Below are 14,249 nucleotides of genomic sequence, written 5' to 3' on the forward strand. Positions count from 1 at the left end.
CGACGACTGACTCAATACGCTCCGCCGACCGGATGCCGGGCGACGAAGTGATCCGTTCCGACCTGCACCAGCGGCTGCACCACCGGCTCGTCGCCGAGCTTGCGGATAGGGCTGGGGATTTCGTCGGACAACAGCGTGCGCTTCATGTGGCGGCGGGCCGGATCGGCGATCGGCACGGCGGACATCAGCTTCTTGGTGTAAGGGTGCTGCGGATTCTCGAAAATGGCTCGGCGCGGACCGATCTCCACGATCTGGCCCAGGTACATGACGGCGACGCGGTGGCTGACGCGCTCGACCACGGCCATGTCATGCGAAATGAACAGGAAGGAAATGCCCATGTCGCGCTGCAGGTCGATCAGCAGGTTCACGATCTGCGCCTGGATCGACACGTCCAGCGCCGACACGGATTCGTCCGCGATCACGACCTTGGGGTTCAGGGCCAGGGCGCGCGCAATGCAGATGCGCTGGCGCTGGCCGCCCGAGAATTCGTGCGGATAGCGCTGCGCCATTTCGGCGGGAAGGCCCACGCGCTCCAGCAGCTCGGCCACGCGGCGCTCGGCATCGCGGCCACGGGCCACGCCGTGCACCAGCAGCGGCTCCATGATGGAGAAGCCGACCGTCACGCGCGGATCGAGCGAGGCGAACGGGTCCTGGAACACGAACTGGATGTCGCGGCGCAGGGACTGCAGTTCGGTGTTCTTCAGGCGCACGATGTCGCGGCCGCCGAAGCGGATTTCACCGCCCTGGCTGTCGACCAGGCGCAGCAGCGAACGGCCGGTGGTGGACTTGCCGCAACCGGATTCGCCCACCAGCGACAGCGTCTCGCCGGGGAACAGGTCGAAGCTGACCTGCTCCACGGCATGCACGCGGCGCTGCACGCGGCTCATGATGCCGCCGCGCAGATCGAAGCGGGTGACCAGCTTGCGCACGCTCAGGATGGGCTCGCGCTTGGCATCCGGCGCGGCGGGCGCGCTGACGGGAGCGGCCTCGGGCTGGGCCTGGCCTTCGGCCTGCAGCAGCGGGAAGCGCGCGGGCAGGTCCGTGCCCTGCATGGCGCCCAGCTTCGGCACGGCCGACAGCAGCGCCTTGGTGTAGCGGTGCTGCGGCGAGGCGAATACCTGCTCGGACGGGCCTTCCTCGACCTTGTCGCCGCGGTACATGACCAGCACGCGGTCGGCCACTTCGGCGACCACGCCCATGTCGTGGGTGATGAACACCACGCCCATGTGCATTTCTTCCTGCAACTGACGGATGAGCTGCAGGATCTGCGCCTGGATGGTGACGTCCAGCGCGGTGGTGGGTTCGTCGGCGATCAGCAGCGCCGGCTTGCAGGCCAGCGCCATCGCGATCATCACGCGCTGGCGCATGCCGCCCGACAGTTGGTGCGGGTAGCGGTCCAGCACCGACTTGGCTTCCGGAATGCGGACCTGTTCCAGCATGCGCAGCGCCTCGGCGCGCGCGGCCGCGGCGTCCTTGCCCTGGTGCTGGCGGATCGATTCGGCGATCTGGTCGCCGGCGGTGAAGACCGGGTTCAGGGAGGTCATCGGCTCCTGGAAGATCATGGCCATATCCGCGCCGCGCACACTGCGCATTTCGCGTTGGCTGGATCCGACCAGGTCGATCACGGAACCGTTGCGCCGCCGCAGGGCCATGCTGCCCTGGGCGATGCGCCCGCCGCCGTGCTCCACCAGACGCATGAGCGCCAGGGACGTCACCGATTTGCCCGAACCCGATTCGCCCACGATGGCCAGGGTCTCGCCCCGGTCCACATGGAACGACAGATTGCGCACGGCTTCGACCGTGCGCTCCGATCCCACGAAGCGCACTGTCAGGTCGTCGACCTGGACCACGCGGTTTTCCGGCAGCGCCAGGCTGTTTGCGCGATCAACCATCTCTTTTGATTCCCCAAATACTGAAAAAACGAACCCGCCGCCGCTTATCGGTAGATAGCGGTGACCGGCTTCTCGCCGACGCGGGCGTAACCCCGATACATGCCTTCCGTGTTGAACGGCAAGGCCACATTGCCCTGGGCGTCGACAGCCACCAGGCCGCCCTTGCCCTCGATGGTGGGCAGCTTTTCATGCACGACGCGGTCGGCGGCCGCTTCCAGCGACGCGCCGCAATATTCCATCTGGGCCGCCACGTCATAGGCGGCGACCATGCGGATGAACATTTCGCCCGTACCCGTGGTGGACACCGCACAGGTCTTGTTGCTGGCATAGGTGCCGGCGCCGATCAGCGGCGCGTCGCCCACGCGGCCGACCTGCTTGTTGGTGATGCCGCCGGTCGAAGTGGCCGCGGCCAGGTTGCCCTGGGCGTCCACCGCCACCGCGCCCACCGTGCCGAACTTCTTGTCCGAGTCCAGCGGATCGGCCGGCGCCGGCTGGCCGCGCGCGACCAGCGCCTGGCCGTCGTGGTCCAGCACCGCCGCTTCCGGCGTTTCGCGTTGCACGCGCAGCAGCTGTTCGCGGCGGGCTTCGGTGGAGAAGTAGGAAGGATCGACCAGTTCCACGCCTTCTTCCTTGGCGAAGGCTTCGGCGCCCTCGCCCACGAAGAACACGTGCTTGCTGTTTTCCATGACCTTGCGCGCGGCGAATACCGGGTTGCGCACGCGGTGCACGCCGGCGATCGCGCCCGAGCGCAGCGTGGCGCCGTCCATGATGGCGGCGTCCAGCTCGTGGGTGGCGGCGCTGGTGAACACGGCGCCATGGCCGGCGTTGAACAGCGGACAGTCTTCCAGCAGACGGACGGCTTCGGTCACGGCGTCCAGGGCGCTGCCGCCCCGGGCCAGCACGGCCTGGCCGGCGGTCAGGATGGATTCCAGCGCGCTCAGGTACTCCTGTTCTTTCTCGGGCGACATAGCCGCGCGGGACATCGCGCCGGCGCCACCGTGAATCGCGATCACGGGTTGAATCATCGTTTACCTACTCCATGGATGAGCCACGGCATGACGGACTGGGTTACCCCAGCGGCGGCCGCGACGGAATTCTTGGCCCGATAGGCCACCGCGGCCGACAGGGCTTCGATCAGCCCCAGGGCAGCGGTTTCGGAATTGGGAATCAGCTGGCGCGCGGAATACGCATACAGCAGCACGGAAGCCGTGGGCGCCAGCGGCGAGGTGGGCTTGTCGGTCAGCACCAGCACGGGCACGCCGGCCTGCTTGGCGGCTCCGGCCAGCGTCACCGTGTCGGCCAGATAGCGGGGAAAGCCGATGGCGATCACCAGGTCCTTGGACGTCATCCGCGCCATCTGGCGCGCCGCGTGCGACACGCCGCCAGGACCGGCCAGCGATTCGACGGAATGCAGATGCATGCAAAGGCCGCGCTGCAACAGGCCGGCCAGGAAGCCGCTGGCGCCGAAACCGATGATGAAAACGCGGTCGGCGGCCAGGATGGCTTCCACTGCCTGTTCGCAGGCGGCGGCGTCCAGCGACTGCAGGTTGCGCTGGGCGTTGCGGATGTCTTCTTCCAGCGTGGCGGCGAAGATCTGCACGGCGCTGGCGGAATGCGCCAGTTCGGTGCGCAGCTTTTCCACCGGCTCCAGCGCCGCCTCGAAGCCACGCGCGAGTTCGGCGCGGAACTGCGGATAGCCCGGCAGGTCCAGGGCGCGCGCAAACCGGTTGGCGGTCGCCACCGATACCCCCACTGCCGCGGCGAACTCATCGATGGTCATGGTGGCGGCGCGGAACTGGTGCGCCAGCACGTACTCGGCCATCTTGTGCTGAGTACGGCTCAGCGCGGGCTGGGCCCGGGCGATCCGGTCAGCAATCGTAAGTGCAGCCTTGTTCATCGAGGAGGGAGGTGTAGCGGGAGTTTATGTAAATCTGTTTACAAACAAATTTTAGATAAGAAAATAGATTTTCATACTAAGGGTATACCCGTGAAAACATGTAACAGTGCATCAAATAAAACGGGGTCGGTTTGAGGTACGCTAAGGCCCGCCCTAATGGCCTCCCACCCCCGCCACACCGGATTGACGCTATGCCCGATTGGATCTGCAAGCCGCACCAGGAACTGACCGTGACCGAGATCTACGCGATCCTGCAGTTGCGCACGGAAGTCTTTGTCATTGAACAGAATTGCATCTTCCAGGACATGGACGGCAAGGATCTGATCGGGCAGACCTCGCACCTGATGGCCTGGCAGGACGGCAAGCTCGCGGCCTATTGCCGCATCCTGGATCCGTCGCTGAAGGACGGCCAGATCGAGATCGGACGCGTCATCACCGCCCCCTGGACCCGCGGCCAGGGCCTGGGCCACGAACTGATCCGCCATGCGATGCAGGAAGTACGCCTGCGCTGGCCCGGCCGCGCCATGTATCTGGGTGCCCAGGCCCGCTTGCGCAACTACTACGGCGGCCACGGCTTTGTGCAGGTCACCGAGGAATACATCGAGGACGGCATCCCGCATGTGGGAATGCGGCTCGACGAAACGGCATAAAAAAACGCCCCGGAGGGGCGTTTTTCGTGGGTGCGGCGCAAGGATTACTTGACTGCCGACACGTCCAGCTTGGCCTGGGTCTTGGACTTGATCTCGTCCACCGTCACGCCCGGCGCCGTTTCCAGCAGCTTGAGGCCGTTTTCGGTGACTTCCATTACGCCCAGGTCGGTGATGATCAGGTCGACCACGCCCACGCCCGTCAGCGGCAGGTTGCATTCGGACAGCAGCTTGATGTCCTCGGTGCCGTCTTTCTTCTTGGCCACGTGCTCCATCAGGACCACGACGCGGCCAACGCCCGCCACCAGGTCCATGGCGCCGCCCATGCCCTTGACCATCTTGCCCGGGATCATCCAGTTGGCCAGATCGCCCTTTTCGGACACCTGCATGGCGCCAAGAATGGCCAGGTTGATCTTGCCGCCGCGGATCATCGCGAACGAATCCGCCGACGAGAAGATCGAGGAGCCGGGCAAGGTCGTGACCGTCTGCTTGCCTGCGTTGATGAGGTCGGCGTCGACTTCATCGTCGGTGGGGAACGGGCCGATGCCCAGCAGGCCGTTCTCGGATTGCAGCCACACTTCCATGCCCTTGGGCACGTGGTTGGCCACCAGGGTCGGCAGGCCGATGCCCAGGTTCACATAAAAGCCGTCTTGCAGCTCGCGCGCGGCGCGTGCCGCCATTTCATCGCGGGACCATGCCATGTCTGTTCTCCTTAGGCCGGGCGAGTGGTGCGTTGTTCGATGCGCTTTTCGGGCGTGGCATTCAGCACGATCCGATGCACATAGATGCCGGGCAGATGGATCTGATCGGGATCCAGGCTGCCGGTATCAACGATTTCCTCGACTTCGACCACCGTGAACTTGCCCGCCATGGCGACGTTCGGATTGAAGTTGCGGGCGGTCTTGCGGAACACCAGGTTGCCGCTGCGATCGGCGATGTGCGCCTTGACCAGCGACACGTCCGGCACCAGCGAACGCTCCATCACGTATTGTTGGCCGTCGAACTCGCGGATTTCCTTGCCGTCGGCCACGATGGTGCCCACGCCGGTGCGGGTGAAGAAGGCCGGGATGCCGGCGCCGCCGGCGCGCAGCTTCTCGGCCAGCGTGCCCTGGGGCGTGAACTCCAGCTCGAGTTCGCCCGACAAATACTGGCGCTCGAATTCCTTGTTTTCGCCCACGTAGGACGCAATCATCTTGCGGACCTGGCGCGTATTGAGCAGCTGGCCCAGGCCGAAGCCGTCGACGCCCGCGTTATTGCTGATGCAAGTGAGGTCCTTCACGCCCGAATCGCGCAGCGCGGCGATCAGTGCCTCGGGAATGCCGCAAAGGCCGAAACCGCCCACGGCAATCATCTGGCCGTCCTTGACGATGCCTGCCAGCGCCTCCTGGGCGCTTGCAAAAACCTTGTCCATCGCTCCAACTCCTAGTTAAGGTCGAACTTGAAGAGGGCGCGGCTGCCGGCGCCGGCCCAGCAACACCGTACGGAGTCCTGTGCGGCTGGCGCCTAGGGTGGCGCGCCCTTATTGCTTTTTTGATTTTGCGCTGATTTTACCGGCATGGCCGGCCAACGCACGCGCTATTTTGGCCGGCGCCGATTCAAGCCCCGGGCTTGAACATGGCGCCCAGTTTGACCAGCACCTCATGCGGCCACGGGGCGGACGCATTGGCCACATAGTCCATCCAGACTAGCACGTTGCGCGCGCGGGCATAAGGACCGCCTTCGTCGCCCGCCCTCTCCAGCAGCAATTCGAATTCCGCGCTGGAGCGGCCTATGCGCATGAGCTTGTGCGTCACGAGCACATTGGCCGGATAGGTCAACGGCCGCAGGAAATCGCAGGACGCATGCGCCAGGATGAGTCCCTGATCGGCGGGCAGCGCGAAACCCGCGCCATAGAGTATCTGTATCCGGGCCTCTTCCATGAGGCGGAAATACATCGCATTGTTCAGATGGTTCAGAGCGTCCGAGTCGCCCCACCGCAAAGGCAGTTCGACTTGATGGATATCTCCCACGGCCAGGATCCGCGCTGAGGTTTTGTCCGCGTTCACCAATTGCTCCTGATGGCTAAAAGAAATACGAAGGCAACCATGGCCTCCGCCTGCAATACAATCGCCGATAATACTTCCAGCCATATATGGAATACATACGGGGAGCTTTGCAATGTCTGAACGCGAGTCGATGGAATATGACGTGGTCGTGGTTGGCGGTGGACCCGCCGGCCTGGCCACTGCTATCCGTCTTAAGCAGTTGGCCGCTGAGAAGAATCAGGAAATCGGCGTCTGCGTACTTGAAAAGGGCGCGGAACTGGGTGCGCACATCCTGTCCGGCGCCGTCATGGACCCGCTGGCGCTGACCGAGCTCATCCCCGACTGGAAGGAAAAAGGCGCGCCGCTGAACGTGCCCGTCACGCATGACAAGTTCATGTTCCTGTCCGAAACCGGCGCGCGCACCACGCCCAACTGGCTGCTGCCGCCCTGTTTCCACAACGAAGGCAACTACATCGTCCGCCTGGGCGACGTGGTGAAGTGGATGGGCGAGCAGGCTGAGGCTCTGGGCGTGGACATCTTCCCGGGCTTCGCGGCCGTGGAAGTGCTGTACGACGAGAACGGCGCCGTCCGCGGCGTGGCCACCGGCGACATGGGCGTGGCCCGCGACGGCTCGCACACCGACCACTACCAGCCCGGCATGGAACTGCACGCCCGCTACACCGTGTTCGCCGAAGGCGCGCGCGGCCAGCTGGGCCGCCAGCTGATCGACCGCTACAAGCTGGACGACGGCCGCAATCCTCAGTCCTACGGCATCGGCATCAAGGAAATGTGGGAAGTCGATCCGGCCCAATCCAAGCCCGGCCTGGTGATCCACACCGCCGGCTGGCCGCTGGACGCCGACACCTACGGCGGCTCCTTCCTTTATCACCTGGACAACAACCTGGTGGCGGTGGGCATGATCGTGGGCCTGGACTACGCCAACCCCTGGCTGTCGCCGTTCGACGAATTCCAGCGCTACAAGACGCACCCCGCCATCCGCGGCACCTTCGAAGGCGGCAAGCGCATCGCCTACGGCGCGCGCGCCATCACCGCGGGCGGCCTGCTGGCCCTGCCCAAGCTGACCTTTCCGGGCGGCGTGCTGGTCGGCTGCGAGGCCGGCTTCCTCAATGCCTCGCGCATCAAGGGCAGCCACGCCGCCATCAAGTCCGGCAAGCTGGCCGCCGAAGCCGCGTTCGACGCGCTGCTCGCCGACCGCCGCCAGGACGAGCTGGCCGCCTACCCTGCGGCCTTCGAGGCTTCCTGGCTGCATGCGGAGCTGAACAAGGCGCGCAACTTCAAGCAGTGGTTCAAGAAGGGCCGCACCGTCGCCACCGTGATGACCGGCGTCGAACAGCTGCTGCTCAAGGGCAAGATGCCCTGGACCCTGCGCCACAACAAGCCCGACCACGCCTGTCTGCAGCCCGCATCGCAATGCGCGCGCATCGACTACCCCAAGCCCGACGGCAAGCTCACCTTCGACAAGCTCAGCTCGGTGTTCATCTCGAACACCAACCATGACGAGAACGAGCCCATCCACCTGACGCTCAAGGATCCCTCCATACCGGTGCAGGTCAACCTGGCCAAGTACGGCGGCCCGGAATCGCGCTACTGCCCGGCGGGCGTGTACGAATTCGTCAAGGACGACCACGGCGAGGACCGCCTGCAGATCAACGCGCAGAACTGCGTGCACTGCAAGACCTGCGACATCAAGGACCCGACCCAGAACATCGTCTGGGTGGCCCCGCAAGGCGGCGAAGGGCCCGTCTACAGCGGCATGTAAAGCTACCGGACGCCCGCGCCCGGCCACCACAGGCGCCCCGCGGGGCGCCTTTTTTTTCGACAGGCAGGACTATCCATGACTGAACGCGTACTCCTCATCGGCTGCGGCGACCTGGGTCAGCGCGCGGCCCGGCGCTTCCTCGCGCGCGGCGACGAAGTCTACGCGCTGCGCCGCAATCCGCCGGCCGGAACTGCGGACGGCATCCGCTGGCTGCGGGGCGACATTTCCCGCGCCGACGGACTGCCCGCCCTGCCCGATGGCGTCACCCGGCTCATCCACCTGCCCGCGCCCGGCGCGCGCGAAGCCGCCGCCTATCGCGCGGTATTCGTCGATGGCCTGCAACACGTGCTGGACGCACTGGACGCCACGCAGCTCAAGCGCATCGTGTTCGTCTCATCCAGCGCGGTCTACGGCGAACACGAGGGCGGCTGGGTCGACGAAGACACGCCGCCCGCGCCGCTGGGCAGCAATGGCCGCATCCTGCTCGAAGCCGAAGCCGCGTTGGCGGCCCGCGGCCTGCCCTCGACCGCCTTGCGGCTGGCAGGGCTGTATGGGCCCGGACGCCTGCAACTGATCGAACGCCTGCGCCAAGGCGCGGCAGGCGCGCCGGCCTCTCCCCAACACTGGGCCAACCGCATCCACATCGACGACGCGGCAGCGGCCGTGGTCCACCTGGCGCTGCTGCCCCACGCCGCGCCCGTCTACATAGGCTGCGACGATACGCCGCTGCCCTTGCACGAGCTCTACGCCGACCTCGCCAGGCTGATCGGCGCCCCCGCGCCGCGCGAGGCGGCGGCGCCGGCCAACGTCGGCAGCAAGAAGCTGAGCAACGCCCGCCTGCGCGCCAGCGGCTTCGCCCTGCAATGGCCGGACTCGCGGCTCGGCTATGCCGCACTGCTGGCAGCGGCAGGCAACCCGGACGCGCCGCAGGCATAGTTCGCCGCGCATCGAATCGTGACCGTCGAGGCTGGCGGATACTGGCGGCCGTATCCATTACCGGCCATCGCCATGCATCCTGCCCATCCCCTGCAGGCGGTCACTCACCCCGACCCCTACCCGTACTACGCCGCGCTGGCGCGCGAGCGGCCGCTGTATCGCGAGGCGGCGCTGGACCTGTGGGTGGCCAGCCATCCGGACACGATAGCGGCCATCATGCAACATCCGGCCGCGCGCGTGCGTCCGGCGGCGGAGCCCGTGCCCAAGGCACTGTGCCCAGGCCCGGCGGGCGAACTCTTTGGCCGCTTCGTGCGCATGAACGACAGCGCAACGCACACGCAGGTGAAGACCCTGCTGAGCGCCTACCTCCGCGAACAGACGGCGCAGGCCTGTATGCCCATGTGGCCGGATCCGGGCCCGCTGGACGCCGCGGCCGTCGACCGTTACCTGAGCGCCGCGCCGGTACATGCGCAAGCCGCGTTCCTGGGCCTGCCGCCAGGCCTGTACGCGGATTGCGCCGCCGATATCGCGGCGTTCCTGTCCGCGCTGCCCGCCACCGCAGCGGCGGATCGCATTGAAGCGGGGCACGCCGCCGCGCAGCGTCTGCAGGCACGCCTGGAGTCGCATCTGCAGGCCCCAGACGCCGCGCCCGCCTTGCGCCGGCTGCGCGACGACGGCGCGCGGGCGGGAATAGCGCCGGCGCTGCTGGCCGCCAATCTGGCCGGCCTGCTGTTCCAATCCTGCGAGGCCGGCGCAGGCCTGCTGGGCAACGCCATCATCCTGGCCGGACGGCGCGGCCTGCGCGCGGACCTCACGGGCGATGCGGCGCTGGCGCTGATGGATGACGTGGAACGCAGCGACCCGCCGCTGCACAACACGCGGCGCTATCTCGCCGCCGGCATCGACGTCGGCGGTCTATACATCGAAGCCGGCCAGACCGTGCTGCTGGTGCTGGCCGCGGCCGCCACGGCGCAGCCCGAGGCGCACTGGATTTTCGGCGCGTTCGGGCACGCCTGCCCCGGCCGCCTGCCGGCCCGCCAGCATGCGGCGGGCGCGCTCACGCGCCTGCTGCGCGCAGGCCTGGATGCCGCCGCGCTGGCGGCCCGTTTCCGTTACCGGCCGCTGCCCAACGCGCGCGTGCCGCAGTTTGATTTTTCCGAGGAGCAAGCGCCATGATCGCAGTGATATTCGAAGTCGAACCCGCCCACGGCGACCCCAATCCCTATCTGCACATCGCCGCCGGCCTGATCGACGAACTGAAGGCCGTGGACGGCTTCATCTCGGTCGAACGATTCCAGAGCCTGTCCGAGCCGGGCAAGCTGCTGTCGCTCTCGTTCTGGCGCGATGAAGCGGCGGTCCAGCGCTGGCGCACGCTGGAGTCGCACCGCCGGGCCCAGGAAGCGGGGCGCGGCGGCGTCTTCGCCAATTACCGCCTGCGCGTGGCGCAGGTGCTGCGCGACTATGGCATGAACCAGCGCGACGCGGCACCCGCCGACAGCCGCGAGCGGCACGGCTGAGGCCTGTGCCTCAGGCCCCGGCCGCGGCTGCCGCCAGCGCCACCCGATGGGTGGCGCCGGATTCGAACACCGCCGTCATCGCGGGCAGGCCCGGCGCGGATGAGGGATCGAAGTAATCGGCCTCGTCGCGCCCCGGGCCCGCCGGCAGGTCGCGCACTTCCACGCGAAAGCCCTCGGTCCGGTTGCCGCGCAGTTCCGGCACTGCCTGCAACAGACGGCGCGTGTAGGGATGCGTGGGCCGGTCGAACACTTCATCGCGCGTGCCTTCTTCGACGATATGGCCGCGCAGCATCACCACCACGCGGTCGGCGATCTGCTCGACCACGCCCAGGTCATGCGAAATCAGCAGGCAGGCAAAGCCATGCGAGCGCTGCAGCGACATCAGGGTCTCCAGCACCTGCTTCTGCACGGTGACGTCCAGCGCCGACACCGGCTCGTCCGCGATGATGACCTCGGGCCGCAGCACCAGCGCCCGCGCGATGGCCACGCGCTGGCGCTGGCCGCCAGAGAGTTCGTGCGCATAGCGCTCCGCGTAGCCCTCGCCCAGGCCCACGTCCCGCAGCGCCTCGGCCACGCGCTTGCGGCGGATTTCCGCCGTCATGCCAACTTCCAGCCGCAGGCCTTCCCCCACCAGGTCGCCGATGGTCATGCGCGGGTCCAGCGATGAATAGGGATCCTGGAACACCATCTGCACGCGCCGGCGCGCCGCCTGCCAAGACTGGCCCGAACCGCCCGCGGGCAAGGCCTGGCCATCCAGTTCAATCCGCCCCTGCGCCTGCGGCACCAGCCCCAGGATGGACATCATGACCGTGGTCTTGCCGCTGCCCGACTCGCCGACGATGGCCAGCGTTTCCCCCGGCGCCACCGCGAACGTCGCGCGGTGCACGGCGCGCACTGCGCGTTTGCGGAACCAGCCCTCGCGGACCGAGTAGTCGATTGCCAATCCGTCCACCTGCAGAATGGGCGGCCCTTCGACGGCGGGACGGGCCGGACCGCGCTTGGGCAGCGCGTCCAGCAGGCTGAGCGTGTATGGATCCGCCGGCCGCGACAGGACCTCGGCCACTGGCCCGGTCTCGACCGCAAGACCGCGGCACATCACCAGCACGCGCTGCGTGTATGCCGCCACCAGGGCCAGGTTGTGGCTGATGAAGATCAGCGCAGTGCCCTGCTCGCGCGTCAGTTCGCACATCAGGTCCAACACTTCCTTCTGCACCACGCAGTCCAGCGCGGTGGTGGGTTCGTCCGCGATCAGGAGGCGCGGCTTGAGCAGCATCACGCCGGCCAGCAGAATGCGTTGGCGCATGCCGCCGGAGAATTCATGCGGGTAGCGCTTCATGCAATCCTGCGCGTCGCGCACACGCACCCGCTCCAGCATCCGGACCGCCTCGTCCCAGGCCTCGCGGCGCGCCATGCCACGGCGCAGCACCAGCGCCTCGATCAGTTGTTCGCCCACGCGGAATGCCGGGTTGAGCGACACCATCGGCTCCTGGAACACCATGCCGATGCCGGTGCCGCGCATCGCCAGCCAATCGCGCGGCGCCTGCCGCAGCAAGTCCTGGCCTTCGAACAGCGCCTGTCCGCCCGTGATGCGCGCCGAGTCGGGCAACAGGCCCAACAGGGTCTTGCCGATCAGCGTCTTGCCGCTGCCGGACTCACCGACGATGGACAGCGATTCGCCGGCGTGCAGATCGAACGACACCCGGTTCACCACAGGCGCGGCGTCGCGCTTGCCGGGAAAACGGATCTCCAGGTCGCGCACCGACAGCAGGGGTTCTGCAGCGCTCATGCCATCACCCCCCGCATGCGCGGATCCAGCAGGTCGCGCACCGCGTCGCCCAGCAGATTGATGCCCAGCAGGCTCAACGAAATCATGGCGCCCGGAAATACCGCCAGCCAGATGGCCTGGTCCATGGCGTTGCGGCTCTCGGACAGCATGCCGCCCCAGGTGGCCAGCGGCGGCGGCACGCCCAGGCCGAGAAAGCTCAGCGCGCTTTCCGCCAGCAGGGCGGAACCGAAGATCGAGGTCGCGAAGATGAGCAGCGGCGGCAGGCAGTTGGGCAGCACGTGGCGGAACACGGTCCACAGGCCGCCATGCCCGGTGGCGCGCGAGGCGATGACGAAATCGCGCTGGCGCAGGGACAGCGCCGCGCCGCGCGCAATGCGCGACACCGACGGCGAATACGCCAGGCCCAGCGCCAGCACCACGCCCCATTTGGACGGTCCCAGCACAGTCATGATGCCCAGCGCGAGCAAGAGGCCGGGAAACGCCATCAGCGACTCCACCAGCACGGTGATGCCGCGATCGACCCAGCCGCCCGCGTAGCCGGCCGTGACGCCTATCGTCGTGCCCAGGAGCAGCGCCAGCAGCACGGAAAACACGCTGACCGCCACGCTGACCCCGGCGCCCGCCATCAGCCGCGACAGCACGTCGCGGCCGAACTCGTCGGTGCCCAGCCAGTACTCCGCCGACGGCGGCGCAAAGCGCGCCAGCAGATCGCCTTCCAGCGGATCGTGCGGCGTGTACACCAGCCCGACCAGGGCCAGCAGCACGACGCCCCCGACCAGCGCGCCGCCCAGGACGGCATTGGTATGTTTAAAGCCCATGATGATCCTATTGAAGCTTCACGCGCGGGTCGAACAGCGGATACAGCAGATCCACCACCAGGTTGACCGCCACGTACAAAAGCGCGATGAACAGCAGGCAGCCCTGCACCACGGGGTAGTCCCGCGCATAGATGCTTTCCACCAGCAGCCGGCCGATGCCCGGCAGCGTGAACACGGTCTCGATCACCGCCGCGCCCGACAACAGATGTCCCAACATCAGGCCGATCACCGTCAAGGTGGGGCCGAACGAGTTGGGCAGCACATGGCGCAGCATGACGCGCTTTTCCGGCAGGCCCTTGGCGCGCGCATGCGCCACGTATTCCAGCCGCAGCGTCTCGATGGTGCTGGCGCGCATCATGCGCGTGATGGCGGCGATTTCCGTCAGCACGATGGCGCAGACCGGCAGCACCAGGTAGCGCGCCGCGCCCAATCCGCCCTGGGCGATGGATTCGAAGCCGTACACCGGCAGCCAGTTCAGCTTCACCCCGAACAGCCAGATCAGCAGGATGCCGACCCAGAAGCTGGGCATGGACACGAACAGGATCGAGGTCGACACGATGGCGGTGTCGGCGCGGCGGTTCTGGCGCCACGCGGCCACCATGCCGGCGGGCACCGCCACCAGGCAGGCCAGCAGCGTGGCGGTCAGCACCACCTGGGCCGTCACCGCGAAATGCGTCAGCACCAGGTGCATCACGGGTTCGCGCCGCGCGATGGACATGCCCAGGTCGCCCTGCAGCGCGTTGCCCACCCAGATCAGGAACTGCTCGCCAACGGGACGGTCCAGCCCCAGCGCGTGGCGCATTTCGGCCAGCAGCGCCGGGTTGTCGATATCGCCCAGCATCAGCGAGGCCGGATCCCCGGGGATCGCGCGTATCAGCGCGAACACGAGCACCGTGACGACGATCACGGTGGGCACCGACGCCGCGATGCGCTTGAGTAGATAGCCCAGCAC

The 14,249-nt window shown here is 67.2% G+C and carries 14 protein-coding genes; 5 read left to right on the forward strand and 9 right to left on the reverse strand.

Annotated elements, in window-relative coordinates:
• Positions 1-11: 11 nt before the first annotated feature.
• From N5C88_RS10460 to N5C88_RS10470, 3 genes are read right to left on the reverse strand one after another with little or no spacing between them, the layout of a single operon-like run.
• Positions 12-1,892: a dipeptide ABC transporter ATP-binding protein gene (locus N5C88_RS10460; protein WP_054450703.1), complete on the reverse strand. Its 1,881-nt coding sequence runs from the start codon at positions 1,890-1,892 to the stop codon at positions 12-14.
• A gap of 44 nt (positions 1,893-1,936) precedes the next feature.
• Positions 1,937-2,917, reverse strand: coding sequence for an isoaspartyl peptidase/L-asparaginase (locus N5C88_RS10465; RefSeq protein WP_059374702.1), 981 nt, complete (start codon positions 2,915-2,917; stop codon positions 1,937-1,939).
• Complete coding sequence (locus N5C88_RS10470) at positions 2,914-3,789, reverse strand: MurR/RpiR family transcriptional regulator (RefSeq protein ID WP_059374704.1); 876 nt, start codon at positions 3,787-3,789, stop codon at positions 2,914-2,916. Before N5C88_RS10470 ends, N5C88_RS10465 begins: the two co-directional genes overlap by 4 nt.
• Before the next feature lie 191 nt (positions 3,790-3,980).
• Between N5C88_RS10470 and N5C88_RS10475 the strand changes: the two genes are divergently transcribed.
• The gene (locus N5C88_RS10475) at positions 3,981-4,439 is read left to right on the forward strand and encodes a GNAT family N-acetyltransferase (protein ID WP_059374706.1); all 459 of its coding nucleotides are present in this window, start codon (positions 3,981-3,983) and stop codon (positions 4,437-4,439) included.
• Positions 4,440-4,483: 44 nt separating this feature from the next.
• Here N5C88_RS10475 and N5C88_RS10480 read toward each other — a convergent pair whose 3' ends face one another.
• The 3 genes from N5C88_RS10480 to N5C88_RS10490 all read right to left on the reverse strand — a co-directional run bounded on the left by N5C88_RS10480 (position 4,484) and on the right by N5C88_RS10490 (position 6,481).
• Entirely contained in the window at positions 4,484-5,137 is a 654-nt protein-coding gene (locus N5C88_RS10480) for a CoA transferase subunit B (RefSeq protein ID WP_054450695.1), read from the reverse strand.
• Between the two features lie 11 nt (positions 5,138-5,148).
• Positions 5,149-5,847: a CoA transferase subunit A gene (locus tag N5C88_RS10485; protein WP_025137174.1), complete on the reverse strand. Its 699-nt coding sequence runs from the start codon at positions 5,845-5,847 to the stop codon at positions 5,149-5,151.
• Between the two features lie 184 nt (positions 5,848-6,031).
• Positions 6,032-6,481 carry an acyl-CoA thioesterase gene (locus N5C88_RS10490; protein ID WP_059374708.1) on the reverse strand — a complete coding sequence of 150 codons (450 nt, stop codon included), beginning with the start codon at positions 6,479-6,481 and terminating at the stop codon, positions 6,032-6,034.
• A gap of 112 nt (positions 6,482-6,593) precedes the next feature.
• On the opposite strand from N5C88_RS10490, the gene N5C88_RS10495 reads away from it, so the two are divergent.
• From N5C88_RS10495 to N5C88_RS10510, 4 genes are all read left to right on the forward strand, one after another.
• Positions 6,594-8,240 (forward strand): electron transfer flavoprotein-ubiquinone oxidoreductase, encoded by a 1,647-nt coding sequence (locus tag N5C88_RS10495; RefSeq protein WP_165867786.1) that lies wholly within the window; start codon positions 6,594-6,596, stop codon positions 8,238-8,240.
• A 75-nt stretch (positions 8,241-8,315) separates the two neighbouring features.
• Positions 8,316-9,176: an NAD-dependent epimerase/dehydratase family protein gene (locus N5C88_RS10500; protein WP_280015284.1), complete on the forward strand. Its 861-nt coding sequence runs from the start codon at positions 8,316-8,318 to the stop codon at positions 9,174-9,176.
• 72 nt (positions 9,177-9,248) lie between these two features.
• On the forward strand, positions 9,249-10,352 hold the full coding sequence (locus N5C88_RS10505) for a cytochrome (RefSeq protein ID WP_280015285.1): 1,104 nt from the start codon (positions 9,249-9,251) through the stop codon (positions 10,350-10,352).
• A complete protein-coding gene (locus N5C88_RS10510) occupies positions 10,349-10,693 on the forward strand; it encodes an antibiotic biosynthesis monooxygenase (RefSeq protein WP_059374714.1) in 345 nt (114 codons plus the stop codon). The genes N5C88_RS10505 and N5C88_RS10510 overlap by 4 nt, the downstream gene beginning before the upstream one ends.
• Before the next feature lie 10 nt (positions 10,694-10,703).
• Here the strand turns inward: N5C88_RS10510 and N5C88_RS10515 are convergent, their stop codons facing one another.
• The 3 genes from N5C88_RS10515 to N5C88_RS10525 are packed head-to-tail and all read right to left on the reverse strand — an operon-like array spanning position 10,704 to position 14,249.
• Positions 10,704-12,479 carry an ABC transporter ATP-binding protein gene (locus N5C88_RS10515; protein ID WP_280015286.1) on the reverse strand — a complete coding sequence of 592 codons (1,776 nt, stop codon included), beginning with the start codon at positions 12,477-12,479 and terminating at the stop codon, positions 10,704-10,706.
• Complete coding sequence (locus tag N5C88_RS10520) at positions 12,476-13,297, reverse strand: ABC transporter permease (RefSeq protein ID WP_059374719.1); 822 nt, start codon at positions 13,295-13,297, stop codon at positions 12,476-12,478. The genes N5C88_RS10515 and N5C88_RS10520 overlap by 4 nt, the downstream gene beginning before the upstream one ends.
• 7 nt (positions 13,298-13,304) lie before the next feature.
• Entirely contained in the window at positions 13,305-14,249 is a 945-nt protein-coding gene (locus N5C88_RS10525; RefSeq protein WP_013392266.1) for an ABC transporter permease, read from the reverse strand.

This window comes from Achromobacter sp. GD03932 (assembly GCF_029839485.1).
Taxonomy (GTDB): domain Bacteria; phylum Pseudomonadota; class Gammaproteobacteria; order Burkholderiales; family Burkholderiaceae_B; genus Achromobacter; species Achromobacter bronchisepticus_A.